Below are 20,382 nucleotides of genomic sequence, written 5' to 3'. Positions count from 1 at the left end.
TTTAATATCTCTGCAATTAAACCAAAGAAGGCTGTTTTATCATATCTTCTTTTTTAATTCCCGCAACTTTAACTGGTTTTTTCATAGCATCTCTTCTAAATGGCTCACCCAGTTCTTGGTTTAAAATTACTTCAATAAACGTTGTAATTCCTTTCTTTTGATCTTCACATGATTGCTTGATAGCAGCGGTAGTCTCTTCGATTGTACGAACAGTAACCCCTTTTAATCCACAAGCATCAGCAACTTTTGCAAAACTTAATTCAGGATCAAGCTCTGTTCCAACAAAATTGTCATCAAACCATAAAGTAGTGTTTCTTTTTTCAGCTCCCCACTGGTAGTTTCTAAAAATTACCATTGAAATTGCTGGCCATTCTGGTCTTGCTACTGAACTCATTTCGTTCATACTAATTCCGAACGCACCATCACCTGCAAAACCAATTACTGGTGTATCGGGACATCCAATTTTTGCTCCAAGAATTGCTGGAAAGCCATAACCGCAAGGACCAAATAATCCTGGTGCTAAATATTTTCTACCTTTTTCAAACGTAGGATAAGCATTACCAATCGCACAGTTATTACCAATATCACTTGAGATAATTACATCATCAGGCATACCTGCTTGAATACCTCTCCAAGCCTCTCTAGGAGACATTCTATCTGCATCTCTTTTTCTAGCTTCTGCATTCCAAACTGTACCTTCATCATCATCTTCATGATCTAAACTTGATAACTCTTGTAACCAAGCAGATTTAGTTTGATGAATTGTATTTTTTCTCTCTTCTCTATTTATGTCTCCTGCTGTTGGAGAAAGTTGAGCTAAAATTTGTTGAGATACTAATTTTGCATCACCGCAAATACCAACTGATACTTTTTTAGTTAAACCAATTCTGTCTGAATTCATGTCAACTTGAATGATGCTTGCATCTTTTGGCCAGTAATCCATTCCATAACCCGGTAAAGTTGAAAAAGGGTTTAATCTTGTACCAAGTGCGAGAACAACATCGGCTTTCTTAATTAATTCCATTCCTGCTTTTGATCCATTATAACCTAATGGTCCAGCTGCTAATGGGTGGCTTCCTGGGAAACTATCATTGTGTTGGTACCCTGAACAAACTGGAGCATCTAATTTCTCAGCTAATTTTTTACAATCTTCAATCGCTCCACCAATTACAACACCTGCACCAGATAATATTACTGGAAACTTAGCATTTGATAATAAGTCAGCTGCTTTTTTAATTGCATCAACTCCACCTGCTTGTCTTTCAAGTCTAACAATTGGAGGAAGATCGATATCAATAACTTGTGTCCAGTAATCTCTTGGAACATTTATTTGTGCAGGAGCTGATCCTCTGATCGCTTTTTCAATTACTCTATTTAATACTTCTGCCATTCTTGAAGCGTCTCTAACTTCTTCTTGGTAGCAAACCATGTCTTTAAATAAATTCATTTGTTCTACTTCTTGAAAACCACCTTGACCCATAGTTTTATTAGCAGCTTGCGGTGTTACTAATAATAATGGTGTGTGGTTCCAGTATGCAGTTTTAATAGGAGTAACAAGTCCTGTAATTCCAGGGCCGTTTTGAGCAATGACCATTGACATTTTACCAGTAGATCTTGTGTAACCATCAGCAATCAATCCACCGTTTGTTTCATGAGCAACATCCCAAAAAGTTATTCCAGCATCAGGAAAGATATCTGAAATAGGCATAAAGGCTGAACCAATGATTCCGAATGCGTGTTCAATTCCATGCATTTGTAAAACTTTTACAAAAGCTTCTTCTGTTGTCATTTTAGTCATAATAATTAGGCCTTCCTGCTTAAGTTGTTAAAAAAATCTATAAATAAATTGTTAATTTTAAAGATTAATATATAAGAATTAAAAAATTTCAAACAAACAAATCGACACAATTATGGCTACAGATATTATTATACATGACGAAAAGGACAACGTAGGAGTAGTTGTTATTGATAAAATCACTCCAAAACAGGATTGCGCGTGCTGGATTATGGAGAATGATAAAACAGTTCAAATTCAATCAGCAGATGAAATTCAATTGGGACATAAAATTGCAATGGTTGACCTTAATGAAGGTGATACTATTTTGAAATATGGTCATGATATTGGAAAAGTAGTTAAATCAATCAAAAAAGGTGAGCATGTTCATGTTCACAATGTAAAAACGAAGAAGTGGTAAAAAATATGGAAATTCCAAAAAGTTTTTTAGGTTATAAAAGAGAAAATGGCAGAGTTGGTACTAGAAACCACGTAATCATCTTACCTGTAGATGATATCTCAAATGCTTGTGCTGAAGCTGTAGCAAATAATATTAAAGGTACAATGGCCCTTCCTCACTCTTATGGAAGACTTCAATTTGGTGCTGACTTAGATCTACATTTTAGAACAATGATTGGGACTGGAAAAAACCCTAACGTTGCTGCTGTAATTGTTATTGGAATTGAGCCTAAATGGACAAAAAGAATTGTTGATGAAATTGCTAAAACTGGAAAACCAGTTGAAGGATTTCACATTGAAAGAACTGGTGATATTGGAACAATCATGAAGGCTTCTAAAAAAGCTCAAGAATTTGCAATGTGGGCTTCTGAAAAGCAAAGAGAAGAGTGTCCTTTAAGTGATTTATGGATTTCGGTTAAATGTGGTGAATCTGATACAACATCAGGTCTTGCTGCTAACCCAACAGTTGGAAACTTAATGGATAAATTAGAACCATTAGGAGTTCATTTATGTTTTGGTGAAACGTCAGAATTAACAGGTGCTGAAAAAGTTTGTGCTACACGTGGTGCAACTCCAGAAGCTTCTGAAAAATTCATGAAAACATGGAGTGATTACAACGATTTTATTTTAAAAGAAGCAACAGATGATCTTTCTGATAGTCAACCAACTGCAGGAAATATTGCGGGTGGATTAACGACAATTGAAGAAAAAGCATTTGGAAACTTCCAAAAAATTGGAAATTGTAAATTTATTGATGTTTTAGAGCCAGCTGAAGAACCTACTAAAGGAAAAGGATTATACTTTATGGATACTTCATCTGCAGCAGCTGAGTGTATTACACTTCAAGCAGCTGCTGGATTTAACATTCACTTATTCCCAACGGGTCAAGGTAATATCGTAGGTAACCCTATCGAACCTGTTGTTAAGTTAACTGCTAATCCACTTACTGTAAAAGGTATGGGTGAACATATTGATTGTGATGTATCAAAAATACTATCACGTGAGATGACTATGTCTGAAGCTGGTGATGAATTAATCAAATCAATGATTAGAGTTGCTAACGGTAGATTAACTTGTGCTGAAGCTTTAGGTCATAAAGAATTTGTTATGACTAAGCTTTACAGAAGTGCTTAAAACTCATCTATTAATTAATGCTATTTAAAAAATATCTAGTCGTTGTACCAGGTATTATTTTAGCGTTTGTTCTCTTCACTTTATCTCAAGGTTTAAATAATATCATTGGTATTGAATTATTGGGATATGAAAAAAGCCCAATATCAACAGCCATGATTGCAATTCTAATGGGAATTGTACTTGGAAATATTTTTCAAATGAGAGAAGGTTTTTTACATGGAATAAATTTTACTCAAAAATATATTTTAAAACTTGGAATAATTTGTCTTGGTATTCAGTTAAAGCCGTTTGAATTTTTAAAGTTTGGATCTGTTGCTATACCGTTAATTATTGTCTGCATCATAAGTGTGCTAATTGTGATTAAATTATTAATTAAAAAATTAAAAATTTCAACACGGATGGCTTACTTAATATCAATTGGAAGTACTGTTTGTGGAACAACTGCTATTATGGCAACTGCTCCAATAATTAAAGCAAACAAGGGTGAAGTTGCTTATGCAATTGCGAACATCACAGTCTTTGGAATAATTTCAATGTTAGTGTATCCATATTTTGCAAATATTTATTTTAATGGAGACCCCATGTATGTGGGGCTTTTTTTAGGAACAGCTATTCATGAAACCTCTCAAGTTGCAGCAGCAGGATTAATTTATGATCAACAATTTAATAGTCCAGAAACTTTAAATATTGCAACAGTTACAAAGCTTATTAGAAACACTTTTTTAGTAATTATGATTCCCCTATTTGCTTATCTTTATAATAGGAACGAGACTAAGACTAAAAACTATTCTTTACTAAACATTTTTCCATATTTTGTATTAGGTTTTATTGGAATGATTATATTTCGAAATATTGGAGATCAGATATTTTTAACAGAAGGTTCTCAAATTATTTGGCAAAACTCAGTAGCAACTATTAAAGATTCTGCAAAAATATTTTTAAGTATGGCAATGGCTGCTGTTGGTTTATCTACTAACTTAAAGGACCTAAAATCAATGGGTTATAAACCTTTTGTTGTAGGATTTATTGCAATGATTACCGTTGGCTTAGTAAGCATCATTACAATGAGAATATTCATAGAATTATTTTTATAGTAATAATCTAATTCAAATTCTTTTGTATGATCTTTTTTAAGACTTGGTAAATCTATTTATGTTTGAACCTTTTTGACTCATTTCACTTTCAATCCATTTATAAGTTTTGCTTAAACCATCTTTTAAGCTCATTTTATAACTCCAGTTAAGAACTTTTTTTATTAAATCGTTATTGCTAGATCTTCCCCTTACACCTTTAGGTTTGTCTAATTGATAGTTTTTATTAAATGAACTTACTCCTGAAATATTTTCAATCATTTCTATCATTTGATTAATAGAAACTTGCTCATCACTTCCAATATTAATAGGATCAGAATGATTAGATTCAAATAATCTTAAAGTTCCCTCAACACATTCATCTACATATAAAAAAGTTCTTGTTTGTTGACCATCTCCCCAAACATCTATTGTTTCTAGGTTTTCTTTTTTAGCCAAAATAACTTTTCTGCATAAAGCAGCTGGCGCTTTTTCTCTTCCACCATCATAAGTTCCATAAGGACCATATATATTATGATATCGTGCAACTCGAACTTCCAAACCATAATCTTCTTGAAAATGTCTACACATCCTTTCACTGAATAACTTTTCCCAACCATAGCCATCTTCAGGATTTGCTGGATAAGCATCCTCTTCTTTTAGACCTTCAATAAATACATTTTTTTGTTTCGTTGTATTGTAGGCACATGCGCTTGATGAGAAAAAATACCTTTGAACTTTTTTTTCTTTGCATGCAATTAATAAATTTGTATTTATTAAAACTGATTGCATACATTCAGCTTTATTATTTTCAATAAAACCCATGCCACCCATATTACAAGCCATGTTAAAAACGTAATCAATATTCTCTACAACTTTTCTACAATTAGATATATCTTTCATATCCATTCCATAGTAATTTTCAGCTTCAGGAAAATCTTGGAACCAATATTCTTTAGGTTTTATATCGGTTGCTACTATTGAATTACCATCTTTTAGTAACCGATCAACTAAATGACCTCCTATAAAACCACCTGCTCCAACTATTAATATTTTTTTACTTTTTATCATAAAATTATTATTAAACATTTATTGAAGTATTACAAATATGTTTAATTTTATTAACAATTAATACGCATTAAATGAAAAATCCTTAAGTATGAAAATGGTAGTACAGATTAAGTACCCCTCTCTACCCATTAAAAATGAGCATTTAAAAGAAAGTATTTATACAAACATACAAATATTTATAAGAATAGAAATCACACTTACCATCATATAGGAATCTTCACCTATTTGTTTTCTCCATGCAGGTCTCATTCTTATTTGCAACACACAATATTAGATGTACCTCTATGTTAGATGTATGTAGATTAGAGTTTGCTTTATTTATGATGCTAAATCAGATGTACAAAAATATACTAAGTTCAATAATTTTAGATAAAACAATACTTAATGAATTGGTGAATGAGAATGTAAAATTATTTTATATATCTTATTAAGTAAAAATTAATAAAGTTTTAAATTGAATGAAAATAAAAATAATTTAAATAATAATATTTTAATTACTGGAGGAGCTGGCTATATAGGGTCATGTTTAGCTCTTTATTTAAAGAAAAAATATAGAATTACAATTTTAGATAAAAAACAAAGTAAGAATTTAATAATAAATACTTGTAATCTTTTAGATCTTAAAAAATTAAACCACATTTTAAATAAAGACAAACCAAAGTTAATTATTCATTTAGCAGCACAATCCTTGGTTGATGAGACAATAAATAAAAAAAAATATTATCAAAACAATATACTGGCTACTAAAAATTTAATAACTGCGATGAAAAATCACAATTTAACAAATTTGATTTTTTCAAGCACTGCAGCAGTTTATAAATATTCTGGTAAGATTTTAAGTGAAAATGATACAATTCAACCTAAAAGCACTTATGCAAAAACAAAACTAAAATGTGAAAAAATAATAAAAGATTCAAAAATAAATTCAATAATTCTTAGATTTTTTAATGTTTGCTCTAGTTTAAAAGTTAATAACAAAATTATCGGTGAGTTTCATAATCCAGAAACACATTTAATTCCTACAATAGTTTATAAAAATTTATTACAAAAAAAATTTTACATCTATGGTAATAACTACAAAACGCAAGACGGGACCTGTATACGGGACTATATACATATAAAAGATATATGTAGCGCAATAGACAAATCAATAAACTATCTATTCAGAAATAATAAAAAATTCCAAATAATTAATATTGGGTCATCATCTAGAAATACAAACTTAGAAACTTTACAAGAAATAGAAAAAATAACTAAAATCAAAAATATTTACACAATAGAAGATAGAAGAAAGGGGGATGTAGATCTATTAGTATGTTCTAATTCTAAAGCTAAAAAACTTTTAAACTGGCAACCAAAAAACTCAGCTATCAAAAAAATTATTAAAGATGAAATATTATGGGTAAAACATTTGATAAAAAATAAACAATTCAGGAAATTTAAGAATTACCTATAAGAATACCAGTTTTTAAAAATTTCATTTAGAAAAAATATTTTTAACTTGCTCGTTTAAATCTATTAGAACTTTATCTTTTTTTCGATCTTATTATGGTCTGTTATATTAATTTAGGTATAACATTATTATCAAAAACATTTTTTAAAACATTTTTGTCATTGATGGAATCATTAACAGAATTTATTTTAAAAATTAAGTTACCACGTTACTCTTCATATTTTTCAATTAAACTTTTTAATATTTAAAATTTTTCTTAAGTTTCCAGTAACTCTCTACTCAATCTTACATTCTCAACTTAATAAAAATCTACTCTTGCAATTGAGTTGTGTCCTAAGTTTTCTTAAATTTTATTCTCTGAGTTATCATTAGAATTTTCTTTTACACTCAATTCTATAAAACTTTAATGCTCGTCCATCCATTTTTTCTAGTAAATTAGATTTTAATACAAATTAATTAAAATTTAATAACTTGTCTATTATCTTGCTAATTGAGATTTGATGATTTGACTCATTTTTGTCAAAATAACTTAAGCATGAGTCATTATTTGAATCTTTTAAGGCCTGTAATTTGTAAAATAAACAAAATTATAAATAAAAAAATAATAGAAAAATATCTCCAAAATAAACGTCTTGGTTCAGAAATTAACCTTATCAACCATGCTAATCCTATATACTCAAAAAATTTATTTGGTAAAATTTTATTTCCTGATAAAAAATCTACAACAGCACCTACACCAATCATAGTACATTTTAATTTTTTCCTATGTTCATACATCCATAATTCTTGTTTTGGACAACCTAAACAAATAAATAAAATATCAACTTTTGATTTATTGATATCATTAATGATTTCTTGATCTTCTTTTTTATTGAGTCTTTTAAAGGGAGGTGAATATTTGTAGCTAATATTTATATTTTTATATTTTTTTTTAAGATATTTTTGAGTACCATTTAAATTTTTTTTAGTAGAACCATAAAAACCTATCTTTAATCCTGTTTTATTTGCTAGATTAGAAATTTCTTCAGTAATGTAATATCCAGGTAAATGATCAGCATCCTTTGATCCTAACAGTTTTAATGCCCAAAAAATTGGTCTACCATCCGCCACTGCTATATCAGCAGAATTATGTGCTATTTTAAATTTTTTGCTACGAAAACTCTCAATACAACCATGAACACTTGATACGCAAATATAATGTGATTTTTTTTTCTTCGCCCAATACAAAACTTTTTTTAAAAAGTTATTAATAGTTATGTTGCTAATTTCAAAATTAATAATTTTAATTTTATTTTGTTTTAGATATCGCTTCATTATAAATATTTATAAGTTGTTTATAGTTAACATCGGACGAATATTTACTTTTAAAATCATTATTTGCATTTAATGATATTTGATCACATTCTTTTGGGTTATTTAGAATCCATTTAACCTTGTTAACTAAGTCTAGTATATTGCCATGTTCAAATAATATACCATTATGCTTGTCTTTAATAATACTTTTAATACTTCCTATATTGGATGCTAGAATTAGAGTTCCTTCTCTAAATGCCTCTAAAATGGTCATGGGGAAACTTTCGTACCATTCTGATGGGAAAATTAGAAATTTTGAATTATTTATTAATTTACTAACTTTATCTCTAGATAAACTGCCATGAAATTTTATATTATCATTAATATTATCTTTTTTGATCTTATTTAATAAAGGTCCATCGCCTAGCACATCAAGTTCAATATCAATTTCGTTAAACGCTTTTATTAATGTTAAGATACCTTTTTCTCTAGAAATACGTGAAGCGAAAATTGCATTTTTTTTTTTTAAAATAGATTTAATCTTATTTTCTGTTGAACTTAAGAAGTTAGGTTTAATTACCAATTTATCTTTGGGTATAACACCTTGAGAAAATACCTGTTTTGTAAAATCTGTGTGAGTAATAAACTTTGTTATAGTTTTAAGAAGGTCTTTTCGTTTATTGATTAGTTTTGAAATAATAAAAGATTTAATATTAGAGTCTTTGAAATAGCCATATTTATCTCTATCTTTATCAAATAAGCTAAGTTTTTCCCAAATTAATCTATAATTATGAAGTGTCATAATAATGGGTATCTTTTTTTTATAAAAAAAGTCAAAAACCGAGTTGCTCCATAAAGGAAAAATATTGTGAACATGAACAATATCTGGAACCCCATTTTTTAAAATCTCTGTATCTAATATTTTAATACTATCCTTTGAATAAGAAGTATTTTTTAAAGCATAAAATTTATCTTTAAGAGAAAATAATTCCTTAGAGTTGTCTCTAATTAATTGAATAACTTCATGATTGTTTAATTTTAATAATTTAGCTTCCTCATCTACAACAGAGTCTTCACCACCGAAGAATTTATATTTATTATGTATTTGATAAATTTTCATCTTTTAAAAGTTTAAAATAGATCGAAATCCATATGCCAACAAATAAATAAAATTGAGTTGAGTGATATGTAGCAGATAGGATGGATGAACTAATTCCACCACCTCCAAAAATGAAAAGCACGTACATCATAAATAAAATCATTAATTTATTTGTGGCTTTATTTCTTAAAATTAAACTTTTTATATATGCTTTATATAGAATTCTTATAATTTTAAAATGTAATATTGAAAATAGAATAAAACCAATTAAACCAGTTCTTGCAAAGATTGTAATGTATAGGTTGTGAGGCTCTCTTGTTTGCATACCTTGCGTATTATAAAAGTCTGTTAACGAGACACCAAAAGGTAAGCCAAATAAAAAAGTATTGAATGTAGCCATTACATTTGAAATTGTCATGGTCCATTTATCAATTCTCCAGGAAACTGTAGATTGAGTTCCTACAAAAAAATCATCTATATTATTGATTTCAAAGGTAGGAATTGTACTTAATAAATGGCTTTTAAAAAAATCAAAAAAATTAATTCCTTTTACTTTAAAAATTGAAAAAAAACCAATTAAATCAATAATATAAAATACTATAAAAACTGACAATAGTTTAAATGTGAAATTAATATTTTTTTTATCAATAAAAATTAAATAAAGAAAAGCTGAAATATACCAAATATATATCATGCGTTTAGGTAAAAGTATTAGAGAAAAAATTAAAAAGAATAAAAAATAAATAAATTTTTTATTATTTGAATCTAGAAAAAGGTAACTATAAAAAGCAAAAAAGCCACATGTAACATTAATCGTACTGAAATTAAAAAATAAATTAGTTTGACCACCTAATGGAGATGTTATTGTTGGAGATAAAAAAATTACACTATCTCTAATAAACCAAAATAATATAAACATGAAAGAGTATAAAAAGCATATTTTTAAAATTTTTGTAATTGTAGGTTCAATTGATGAAAAAAATGACAATGAGACTAATACAAAAAGACTATCTAAGACAAATGTTCCATCTCTAACAGCAACTAATCCATATTCAAAATAATTTATTGAAAGTTTACCCAGATTATACATTAAATAAAATAAAAAAATATTTAGCAATCCTACGTCCTGTAAGATTTTTAAATTTGTAGATAATTTAGAATTCAAGAGAAGTAATAATAAAAAGACATATACAATAGGGACAAAACTAATTGTAAAGTTTTGAAAGGCCCAGCCAAAGAAAAAGTTTGAAAACACAATAAATAGCATTAAATAGAAATGTATTTTGATATTTCTAATATTATTCATTAATAGGGTATAATAGAAAGCCTTAATGAAATATATCGAATTATCAACTTTAAGAATACTTGCAGTATTATTAATTGTAAATTCACACCTATATTTATTCTATGAATATAAATACTTAGCTACAGGTGGGGCTATAGGAAATGCTATATTTTTTTTCATATCAGGAATTGGCTTAAGTTATTCACTTGCTAAAAATAAGATTAATTATTTTACCTGGGTAAAAAAAAGATATTTAAGAATTTACCCAAAATTAATCATAATTGTATTATTTTACATCTTAATAGGCTTTATAGTTGTTGAGAATACCACAGATCTATTTGTAACGTTAATTTTTCCCAAAGAATTCTGGTTTCTACCAGTGTTAACATATTTTTACTTAATTATATATTTTATAATTACAAACTTAAAAGTTAAAGAAATTAAAAAAACTCTTTTTGCAATATTCATAATATATTTAATTTCCTATTATCTGTTAATAGATAACCAAAGATATTCTATTGAGGAAAATATATTGCTCAAAAGTATTTTTTATTTATTTGTTATGGTTCTGGGGGTTTTGGTCTTTAAGATTTATGATAAATTATATTTAGGTATAAAATATTCATCATTCATTTTATTTATAAGTATAAGTTGCTTTTATTTACTTAAATTTACAATGTTAAAATATGATTATTACTTTATTCAATTTCTAGAACATTTTTTTATTCTAATTATCTTATATTCACTTTTAACATTTTTAAAAACAAAACAAATAATTTTATTTCAAAAAAATAGAATTATAAATATAATTATTATGTTTGTGTCATCAATTTCTTTAGAAATATATTTAACACACAATTACTTCAAGGAATACCCTTTTAGTTTTTTTCCGTTAAATATTTTAATATTTATACCATGTGTTTTAATAAGTGCATATTTATTGAAAAAAATATTTTCTTTTTTTGAAAAAAAAATTAAAAATTATAAATCTTTTTAATTTTATTTTTTTTAGACAAAAGTTTATTTAACTTATATTTATAAAATTTTTTATTTTTGTCATCATAATATAATTTTATTTTTTTAAAAAATTGATTAGCTATTTGATCTAAAGTGGTATTAAAAATATCTACAAAGCCTAAGTCATAATTTCTTATAATTGCTTTTGGTCCTGCGGCATTAGTTGTTATTACATTCAAATTATTATTAAGTGCTTCTAAAATTACATAACCACCAGAGTCACGAAGGGTTGGAAAAATTAATAAATCATATTTTTTAAAACTTTTAATTAGTTTCTTTTGATCAATATGACCAAATATCTTAATCTTATTTTCAAAATTATTTTTAATTATAAAATTTTCTAAATTATTTTTTCTTGGGCCATTACCATAGATATCCAAAGTAATTTTTTTATTAAGTGTTTCAATTTTAAGAAATAATTTCTTTAATATTTCAACACCCTTCCATTCAACTAACCTACCAATAAAACATATTTTAAAATTGTTATCTTTTTTTAATTTATAAAAAAATTTTTCATTGAAAAGAGCTGGTATTATTTGAATTTTTTTATGATAAAATTTTGGTATAAATTTTCTACTAGTTTCTGAGGTTAAGATAATTTTTTTTGCTCTAAAAAGTGTGATATTTAACAATAATGAAAATCTAACATAAGAATTAGATATATTTCTTAACACTTCAGTTAATTTAGACTTAGTGCTAAATTTTTTTAATACCTTAAAGGGAACCATCTCACCCCCAGCAAGTGGGCCATAAATAAAAGGAATATTACAAAGACATAATAAATTCGGTATTCTAAAAGTACCAAAGGTAACATGATGAATTAAATCAATCTTATTTTCTTTTATTAACTTTTTGTATTTAAAATAAATAAAAACATGCCAAAATAAAAAATATAGATAGGAATTGGATTTATTATTTCCACCCTTGATTATTTTAATAAAAAAATCAGGTAAATCATAAAATAAGAAAGAAACATTTTTTATTTTTTTTAATAGGATTTCTTTTAATATTTTTTTTTTATTTTTTTTTCTTGTTAAAACATAAACTTTATTTTTTTGAGATAAAGTTTTAATCCATGACCATCCTATTTGATGTTCGGATCCTGTATTCGGTTCACAAGCATAAGCTGATAATAAAATTTTCAAATTAAATCCTTCTTAATGTTTTTTCTTAAATGATAATAGCTAAAATATAATATTATTATAATCAACATTTGAGATGCGTATAAACCAAATATTAAACCCTGTATTTTAAAATTAGTAATAATAAATTTTGAAGTTAATAATGCAAAAATAGCAGAACATGAATAAGCTATAAAAATTGGTTTTGTTTTACCTAGGGTTCTAAAACTATAATTTAGAGGATACTGCAAAAAATGAAATGGTATAATTAATGATAAATAAATTAAAATTTGATTAGAATTTGAAGTTTCTAATCCATAAAAAAAATTAAGTAAATATTTTGAAAATAAAATAATCAGAATTACAATTGATAAAATTATGATCAAATATTTTCTAGTAAATCTTATTAAATAAAGTTCCATTTCTTTAATTCCACCAGATGTAAATTTTTTAGAAGCTTCTGCTGGTATAAAATTTTCAATTGATTGAAAAAAAATATTTAAAACATTTAATAATGTTTGACATGCTCGAATAATTCCAAATATGTAAGGTCCCAATATAACTCCAGTATTTACTAACCACAAATTCCCTGAAAACCATTGAGATAATGATGTTAATAAAAGCCATTTAGCAATGATCCAATTTTCCTTGATTGCTTCATGAGTATTTTTAAATCGGTATTTTAAAGAAATAATTATTGAAAAATTAACTGCAAAACCAAATAAAAATGTATAGAAAATTAACCACCAAACATTCTCTAAGCTAAGCAAGTCTAAATAATTCAAATAAATCATAGAAATAGTCAATGGAAAATAGGTAAGTAAATCACCTAGTAAGGCTCTTAAGTATAACTTTTTGCTTAATAATAATCTTCTAATAAACTGATGTAATTGTGTTGAAATAATTATTAGTGAAAATTCTAAATAATAATCACTAAATTTATAACCTAAATTAAAATTACCTAAAAAATTTAAACTAACAAAAATTATAGAAGAAACTAATAAAGTAAAAATTATTTGTTGAAAAAATATTCCACCATAAAAAAAATTAAGGATAGAATTTTTATATTTGGGGGCATTAGTTAACATTGGAGAAATTATATAAGAAATTTGTAATCCATAAATTAAGAAAAGAAAAAGCCAATAAAAGCTAAATATACCAAAATCTTCCAAACCTAGAAATCTTAAAATAATAATTGATATTAAAAAGTTACCTGCACTTACTATAATTTGATCAAGAAAAATAAGATTAAAATTTTCTTTAAATAAAAAAAGTTTTATAAATTTAATTGAAAACATTATCTAAATCCTTATATATTTTTTAATAAAATTTTCTTTAAAAATATTTTGTATCGAATCTTTTTTATTACTATTTTTTTCTTTTTTTATTAAAATATTTCTTCTTTCTAAAAAAATTTTTCTATAAAAAAAAGGCACTCCATGATCATATTTCCAATCATTGATTATTTGAGATTTTTTTAATTTATCAAAATATTTTTCATAAGAATTTATTTCACTAATATTATTATAAGAAATTTTTATATTAAATCCAGTAGGACAAAAAAAATAAAGTAAAAATAACTCAAATACTCTAAAAAATATTAAATGTACTTTAGAAAAATTAAGGAAATAATATTTTGTTAAAATCAAAAATTTATAAAAAAAAATTATTATCTTAAAATTAAAGAGATTATTTTTTTTTAGATTTTTTTTTAATGATTTTATTATTTTTTTTTCAAAAATTACTTTTTTTTCGAACACAAAATTGTTCTGTAAAAAAGCTTTTTTATACCTTTTAATTTTTTCGTTATCTTTAGAATGTAAGATTTTAGCAATTTGAAAGGCATGATATGTATTAGTGACCTTAATTGGTATTATTGGAATGTTCTTTTTAAAATACTCTAAGGATTCTTTTTTTTAATTTGAAAGTAAGGGGTACTGGCTAAAGATAATATGCGAAAAAAATCTATTTGTAAAAAAAGTAATTTATTAAAGTCAACAAAATAAAATGTTTCAATTTTGTTATTTTTTGAAAAAAATTTACTTTTAGAATTATCATAAAAAAGAAAATCCCATTTATATTTCAATCTTATTTTTTTTAAAATGATTTTAATTGTAGAAATATTGATATTTGAAATTAAATCTAAATCACTTTTAATATTTGGAAAGTTTTTATAATTTCTTAAAATTCCATACTTAATATTAGATTTATTTAATTCATTTATTATATCTTTGACTGTGTTTTTTTTTTATTTTTCAAAATAATATAAATAATAATTATCTTAATATATTGAGAGTATTTTTCATAAATAAAAAAATATTTTGATTAATGAAATTTTACTCAAATTAAAAATTAGTTAAAAATATTTATTATTTTTAAGAATCGTTTCTAAATTCTCCTTATCTCTCAAAGTATCCATGCACTGCCAAAATTTTTTATGCTTAAATGCAATAAGTTGTTTTTTTTTAGTTAAAATTTCCATTGGCCCTCTCTCAAGAAATGATTGATCATTTTTAATATATTTTAAAAATTTTGGCTCCATTACAAAAAAACCACCATTAATCCACCCTTCATCTAATTTAGATTTTTCTTTAAAATATTTTACATTTTTACCTATTACTTTTATGGCACCAAATCTAGCCGGAGGTCTAACAGCTGTTAGGGTGACCAACTTTTTACTTTTTAGATGGAATCTTAATAGCTTTTTTAAATCTACATCTGATAATCCATCACCATAAGTCATCATAAATGTTTCATTACCTAGATACTTTTTCAATCTTTTTAATCTTCCACCAGTCATTGTTTTTTGACCTGTATCTATTAAGTTAATATTCCAATTAAACTTTTTATTTTTAAAATATTCTTTTATAATGTGACCCTTGTAACCTAGGGCTATATAAAAATCTTTAAAGCCATGATTGGCGTAATGCTTCATGATATAATAAATCAAAGGTTTTTTACAAACTTTAATCATTGGTTTTGGAATTGTTTTTGTGTATTCAGAAATTCTAGTACCTAGCCCACCAGCTAAAATTACAACTTTCATAATTATTTAATTCCCCTTATCTTTATAAGTTTCTCATAATCTTTAATCTGGTTAATGGTTGTTTTATAAATATTTTTTGAATTTATATCATTAGTTTTGTACCAGTTTACAACCATTTGCATAGTTTCTGAAAATGTTAAAATACATTTCCATTTAATTATTTTTTTTGATTTATTAGAATTTATTTTTAACAAAGAAGACTCGTAGAAAGATTTTTTTTTAGAGATTGGTACCGTCCATGAAACTTTTTCCCAATTTTTTTTCATAGTTTTTACTACCTCAAGCACACTATAGTTGTTAGTATTTATTGGTCCAAAGTTAAAAACTTCCCCATGTAGTTTTTTATTTTTTTTCATTTTTGAAGCTAATAATAAGTAGCCCCAAATAGCCTCTAAAACATGTTGCCATGGTCTGGTAGAATTTGGACTTCTAAGGGTGACCTTTTTATTTGTTGTCCAAGACTTTATACAGTCAGGAATTAACCTATAGTTTGACCAATCACCTCCTCCAATAACATTTCCTGCTCTTGCTACACAGATTAAAGTATTAGTTTTTTCTTTAGGGAAAAAGGATTTAATATGTGATTGTATAGCTAATTCTGCTCCAGCTTTTGAGGCGCTATAAGGATCGTATCCACCAAGAATATCATTTTCTTTATATCCTCTTTTGATTTCTATATTTTTATAACTTTTATCACTAGTAATTAACACTACTATACAGTTTTTTTTTAATTTTCTTAAACTTTCCAAAATATTTAAAGTACCGATTGTATTGGTATGCCAGGTTTTTACAGGATCTAAATATGAATCTTTTACTAAAGCCTGTCCTGCTAAATGAAACACGTAATCTGGTTTATAATCAGTAAAAATTTTTATTAAAGCTTTTAAATTAACAACATCTATTTTTTTGTTAATAATATTTTTTTTCAAATTAATTAATTCATAGTGCGATGGTTTGGAAGGTACAGTACTGGATACACCAATTACATTAGCTCCCAATAAGACAAGCCATTGTGATAGCCATGATCCTTTAAAACCAGTGTGTCCTGTAACTATAACAGTTTTGTTTCTAAAGTTATTTAAAATCATTAATTTTTTAATTGTTAATATTGTAAAGAAATTATTATTATCACTATTTTACAATAACTGTAATAAGTAATTATTTATCGTAAATTATGTCTTTATTTAGATGGCTTATAGGTAAATCATTAGATAAATATTATGACTACACGAAATTTTTAAAATGATAAATAAAATCAAAAATATATCTATAATTATGAGTGTCAAAAATGGGGAAAAATTTCTTGGAAGAGCAATTGAAAGTATTTTAAATCAAACATTTATAAATTTTGAATTTATTATTGTTAATAATGATTCAAATGATGGTACTTCTAAAATTTTACAATCTTATCAAAATAAAGATACTAGAATAAAAATTCTAACAAATTTGAATAATGAGTCGCTCTATGAGGGTAGAGCAACTGGTATAAATGAATCAATATTTGATTGGTTTGCTTTAATGGATGCTGACGATGAATGTGATATAAATCGTATTCAAGAACAAATAAATTTTATTAACAATACTTCTTTCGAAAACCTAGGAGTCGTTTCTACATATGGAAAATATATCAATTATAAAAACAAGATTATAGCTAATCGTTTTTCAGGTCCGACTAATATAAAAGCATTTGACAAAATGAACTCAAAGAATGAAAGCTTTTCTATAATAGATCCAAGTATAGTTGTTAATAAAAATATTTTTTTTAAAGTTGGTGGCTATTTAAATAATAATATAGCTGCAGATATCGATTTATTTTATAAAATTGCTGAAAAAGGTTTTTTAATACAAACTATTAATAAACCACTTTACTATTATAGGGTCCACGAAACAAGTTTTAGTGTACAAAATAGTATGAAACAATGTGAAATCACACATTTTTTAAATTATAATATGAGGCAAAGAAGAAGTGGAAAAAAAGAAATATCAGAAGATTATTTTTATAGTAATTTTTGGAACAAATATTCTTATAGAATTCCACGTATAATTTTAGACTATTCTAAAACATATTATAAAATATCAGCTTATTCTTTTATTCAAAAAAAATATTTATTATCTTTACTAAATATAATTTTAGCTTTTATACATTCACCAAGGTATACATTAAAAAGATTATACCAGCATATATTTAAATAAGATGAATAAAAAAAATATTTTAATTGTAGGTGGTACAGGATTTATTGGCTATCACCTCGCAAAAAAAGCAATTCAAAAAAAATTAATTGTTACTAGTATTTCTACTAAACCAGCAAAAAAAATAAGATATTTAAAAAAAGTTAAATATATTATTTGTGATATTTCAGATAAAAAAAAACTAACAAAGGTGATTAAAAAAAAATATGACTATGTTGTTAATTTAGGTGGATATGTTGATCATGCAAATAAAAAAAAAACACTTAATAGCCATTATATTGGATGCAAAAATTTAGCTGATATTTTTATTAAAAAAACTCCAAAATTTTTTTTACAAATTGGAAGCTGTGTTGAGTATGGTTTTAATGAATCTCCACAAAATGAGAACATGGTGACCAATATAAAATCTATTAAATCAACCTATGGTGAAGCAAAGTTATCAGCGACAAGATATTTAATTGATTTATATAAAAAAAAAAAATTTCCAGCTTCAATATTAAGGCTATACCTCGCTTATGGGCCAAGACAGGATCAGAACAGATTAATTCCAATTACAATAATGGCTTGTTTAAAAAATAGAATATTTGACTGTTCTACAGGTGATCAAATAAGAGATTTTATTCATATAGATGATGTTATCAGAGCAATATTTAAATTAATAAAATCTAAGAAATCAATAGGTCAAATTTTTAATATTGGATCAGGAAAGCCTGTGAAAGTAAAAAGTGTGATTGAACAAATTAGAAAAATTTCGAAAGGTGGCTTTCCTCAATATGGAAAAATTAAATTAAGAAAAGATGAAATAAAAAAACTTTATCCAGATATAAAAAAAATTAAAAAAGAAATCAACTTAAGTCCAAAAATCTCCTTTAACAAAGGGATCACATCTACCATTAAATACTATAAAGATAGTTTCTTAATATAATTTAATATTTTATCACGATTAGAGTCAATTTTATTTAGACAATTTAAAACTATCTTAACATCAAATTTTTTAACAAATTTTATATATTTATCATTTAATTTAATTGTATCTTTTAATGTTAATTCTTTTTTTCGAGAATAGATTTTTTTTGGGTTACCAGTAAGTAAAACAATAAGATCAGGTTTAATTGCAAATTTGATAATTTTAGTAATTACTATCATGGATAAAGAAAATCTATATCTTAATGGATCTATCATTACATCATAAATATATCTATCAAAAATATAAATTTTTTTAGAATTATAATTTAAAATAGTAAATATTTGATAATTAATAATCCAATATATAATTTTAAAAAAAGAAAATACCATGCTTCTTTTTATTTGTTGGTGAGGGTTAGTGATAGGTTTATTCTTTTTTTTAAAATAATCTGGTGCGAAATGTATTTTTTCAAATTTCTTTTTATTTTTTTTATATACAGAGTTTATCAGAGTTGATTTACCAGTACCATCAACACCAAGAAAAATTATTGTTTTAAAATTTTTCATTGCTTAAAATAAAATAGATATTTTTTTTAATCATCATAATCAATTTTCTTGTTAAAATTTTATTTTTAATATTTTTAACAAATTTAAGATCAAAAAGTAAAATAGATTGCTTTTCAAATAAGTAAAATAAGTAAATCTTAGTAAACTCTTTTTTGTCAATCTTATAATTAACTAAGATTTTTTTAAACTTAAAATAAATTAAAAATTTAATATATTTTAGAATAACATTTGTTAGAAAGTTGTTTCTAAATATAAGTTTATTGGAAATAAGTATAGATCCAATATTTAATATTATTGAATGATATTGCCAATTAAAATGATCAAATAAAAATACACGTTCTCGAAATTTTTCAAAATCAAATACATAAAAATTATTATCTCTTTTCAAACAATTATAATGAGCAAAATCACCATGTGTGAGTGATAATTTAGAATTAAGTTTAAATTTTTTTTTTTTTAAATAATCTTTAATATCATTTTCAATTATGATTAATTTTTTATTTTTTTTGTGTTCATAAAAAACAGAAATGTTATTAATATATCTTGTATCTGATATCGTTTTGGTTAATCTAATATTTTTTTTAAATACTTTCTTAAAATCAAAAAAGCTAACCTTCTTACCTTTGATGTATTCTAATTCAATATAACTGATACTTTTGGAGTTTAAGTGATTATATAATTTTGGAATTTTAAAAAATTTAATTCTTTTAAAGTAACTATAACCTTTAATTTCATTTTTATATTCAAGCTGCTTATTGCCTCTTAAATATATCTTGAATATTTTGTGGATGTTTTCTCTTTTAATTATAATGATTTTTTTTTTATCAGTATTGTATATTTTAATTATTTTTCCTGATTTATTGCTGAGTTTATATTTATTATTGATTATCGACATTT

The 20,382-nt window shown here is 25.1% G+C and carries 19 protein-coding genes; 7 read left to right on the top strand and 12 right to left on the bottom strand.

Features of this window, described 5'->3' with window-relative positions; translation table 11 throughout:
* Positions 1-16 precede the first annotated feature (16 nt).
* Complete coding sequence (gene xsc / locus ABXT48_RS02530) at positions 17-1,798, bottom strand: sulfoacetaldehyde acetyltransferase (protein ID WP_415286914.1); 1,782 nt, start codon at positions 1,796-1,798, stop codon at positions 17-19.
* Between the two features lie 112 nt (positions 1,799-1,910).
* On the opposite strand from xsc, the gene ABXT48_RS02525 reads away from it, so the two are divergent.
* The 3 genes from ABXT48_RS02525 to ABXT48_RS02515 are packed head-to-tail and all read left to right on the top strand — an operon-like array spanning position 1,911 to position 4,461.
* The gene (locus tag ABXT48_RS02525; RefSeq protein ID WP_415286913.1) at positions 1,911-2,195 is read left to right on the top strand and encodes a UxaA family hydrolase; all 285 of its coding nucleotides are present in this window, start codon (positions 1,911-1,913) and stop codon (positions 2,193-2,195) included.
* Between the two features lie 5 nt (positions 2,196-2,200).
* The gene (locus ABXT48_RS02520; RefSeq protein WP_415278902.1) at positions 2,201-3,367 is read left to right on the top strand and encodes a UxaA family hydrolase; all 1,167 of its coding nucleotides are present in this window, start codon (positions 2,201-2,203) and stop codon (positions 3,365-3,367) included.
* 17 nt (positions 3,368-3,384) lie between these two features.
* On the top strand, positions 3,385-4,461 hold the full coding sequence (locus ABXT48_RS02515) for a YeiH family protein (protein WP_415303198.1): 1,077 nt from the start codon (positions 3,385-3,387) through the stop codon (positions 4,459-4,461).
* A gap of 36 nt (positions 4,462-4,497) precedes the next feature.
* Here ABXT48_RS02515 and ABXT48_RS02510 read toward each other — a convergent pair whose 3' ends face one another.
* Positions 4,498-5,508, bottom strand: coding sequence for an NAD-dependent epimerase/dehydratase family protein (locus ABXT48_RS02510; RefSeq protein ID WP_415303196.1), 1,011 nt, complete (start codon positions 5,506-5,508; stop codon positions 4,498-4,500).
* Between the two features lie 454 nt (positions 5,509-5,962).
* Here ABXT48_RS02510 and ABXT48_RS02505 point away from each other — a divergent pair, with 454 nt between their 5' ends.
* Positions 5,963-6,964 (top strand): NAD-dependent epimerase/dehydratase family protein, encoded by a 1,002-nt coding sequence (locus ABXT48_RS02505; RefSeq protein ID WP_415303194.1) that lies wholly within the window; start codon positions 5,963-5,965, stop codon positions 6,962-6,964.
* Positions 6,965-7,504: 540 nt separating this feature from the next.
* On the opposite strand, the gene ABXT48_RS02500 is transcribed toward ABXT48_RS02505, so the two are convergent.
* From ABXT48_RS02500 to ABXT48_RS02490, 3 genes are read right to left on the bottom strand one after another with little or no spacing between them, the layout of a single operon-like run.
* Positions 7,505-8,275, bottom strand: coding sequence for a WecB/TagA/CpsF family glycosyltransferase (locus tag ABXT48_RS02500; RefSeq protein WP_415303192.1), 771 nt, complete (start codon positions 8,273-8,275; stop codon positions 7,505-7,507).
* The gene (locus ABXT48_RS02495; RefSeq protein WP_415303191.1) at positions 8,250-9,374 is read right to left on the bottom strand and encodes a glycosyltransferase family 4 protein; all 1,125 of its coding nucleotides are present in this window, start codon (positions 9,372-9,374) and stop codon (positions 8,250-8,252) included. Before ABXT48_RS02495 ends, ABXT48_RS02500 begins: the two co-directional genes overlap by 26 nt.
* A complete protein-coding gene (locus tag ABXT48_RS02490; RefSeq protein ID WP_415303189.1) occupies positions 9,352-10,443 on the bottom strand; it encodes an O-antigen ligase family protein in 1,092 nt (363 codons plus the stop codon). Before ABXT48_RS02490 ends, ABXT48_RS02495 begins: the two co-directional genes overlap by 23 nt.
* A 241-nt stretch (positions 10,444-10,684) precedes the next feature.
* Here ABXT48_RS02490 and ABXT48_RS02485 point away from each other — a divergent pair, with 241 nt between their 5' ends.
* Positions 10,685-11,635 (top strand): acyltransferase family protein, encoded by a 951-nt coding sequence (locus tag ABXT48_RS02485; RefSeq protein ID WP_415303188.1) that lies wholly within the window; start codon positions 10,685-10,687, stop codon positions 11,633-11,635.
* Here ABXT48_RS02485 and ABXT48_RS02480 read toward each other — a convergent pair.
* The 5 genes from ABXT48_RS02480 to rfbG all read right to left on the bottom strand — a co-directional run bounded on the left by ABXT48_RS02480 (position 11,613) and on the right by rfbG (position 16,910).
* Positions 11,613-12,800, bottom strand: a complete 1,188-nt coding sequence (locus ABXT48_RS02480) for a glycosyltransferase family 4 protein (RefSeq protein ID WP_415303184.1) — start codon at positions 12,798-12,800, stop codon at positions 11,613-11,615. The two genes, ABXT48_RS02485 and ABXT48_RS02480, sit on opposite strands and share 23 nt — an antisense overlap.
* The gene (locus tag ABXT48_RS02475) at positions 12,797-14,074 is read right to left on the bottom strand and encodes a lipopolysaccharide biosynthesis protein (protein ID WP_415303182.1); all 1,278 of its coding nucleotides are present in this window, start codon (positions 14,072-14,074) and stop codon (positions 12,797-12,799) included. Before ABXT48_RS02475 ends, ABXT48_RS02480 begins: the two co-directional genes overlap by 4 nt.
* Before the next feature lie 3 nt (positions 14,075-14,077).
* A complete protein-coding gene (locus tag ABXT48_RS02470; protein ID WP_415303180.1) occupies positions 14,078-14,536 on the bottom strand; it encodes a hypothetical protein in 459 nt (152 codons plus the stop codon).
* A gap of 596 nt (positions 14,537-15,132) precedes the next feature.
* Complete coding sequence (locus ABXT48_RS02465; protein WP_415303179.1) at positions 15,133-15,822, bottom strand: sugar phosphate nucleotidyltransferase; 690 nt, start codon at positions 15,820-15,822, stop codon at positions 15,133-15,135.
* Positions 15,823-15,824: 2 nt separating this feature from the next.
* Entirely contained in the window at positions 15,825-16,910 is a 1,086-nt protein-coding gene (gene rfbG, locus ABXT48_RS02460) for a CDP-glucose 4,6-dehydratase (protein ID WP_415303177.1), read from the bottom strand.
* A 154-nt stretch (positions 16,911-17,064) separates the two neighbouring features.
* On the opposite strand from rfbG, the gene ABXT48_RS02455 reads away from it, so the two are divergent.
* Together ABXT48_RS02455 and ABXT48_RS02450 are read left to right on the top strand one after the other, a co-directional pair.
* Entirely contained in the window at positions 17,065-18,015 is a 951-nt protein-coding gene (locus ABXT48_RS02455) for a glycosyltransferase family 2 protein (RefSeq protein WP_415303175.1), read from the top strand.
* Between the two features lies 1 nt (position 18,016).
* A complete protein-coding gene (locus ABXT48_RS02450; protein WP_415303173.1) occupies positions 18,017-18,937 on the top strand; it encodes an NAD-dependent epimerase/dehydratase family protein in 921 nt (306 codons plus the stop codon).
* Here ABXT48_RS02450 and ABXT48_RS02445 read toward each other — a convergent pair.
* Both ABXT48_RS02445 and ABXT48_RS02440 read right to left on the bottom strand, forming a co-directional pair.
* The gene (locus ABXT48_RS02445) at positions 18,913-19,485 is read right to left on the bottom strand and encodes a hypothetical protein (protein WP_415286895.1); all 573 of its coding nucleotides are present in this window, start codon (positions 19,483-19,485) and stop codon (positions 18,913-18,915) included. The genes ABXT48_RS02450 and ABXT48_RS02445 overlap by 25 nt on opposite strands.
* Positions 19,472-20,380, bottom strand: a complete 909-nt coding sequence (locus ABXT48_RS02440) for a hypothetical protein (protein WP_415303171.1) — start codon at positions 20,378-20,380, stop codon at positions 19,472-19,474. The genes ABXT48_RS02445 and ABXT48_RS02440 overlap by 14 nt, the downstream gene beginning before the upstream one ends.
* Between the last annotated feature and the right edge of the window lie 2 nt (positions 20,381-20,382).

Source organism: Candidatus Pelagibacter sp. Uisw_101 (assembly GCF_047727615.1).
In the GTDB taxonomy this organism is placed as follows: Bacteria; Pseudomonadota; Alphaproteobacteria; order Pelagibacterales; family Pelagibacteraceae; genus Pelagibacter.
Note: the sequence above shows the minus strand (reverse complement) of the source record. Positions and strands in the feature narration are given on the sequence as shown.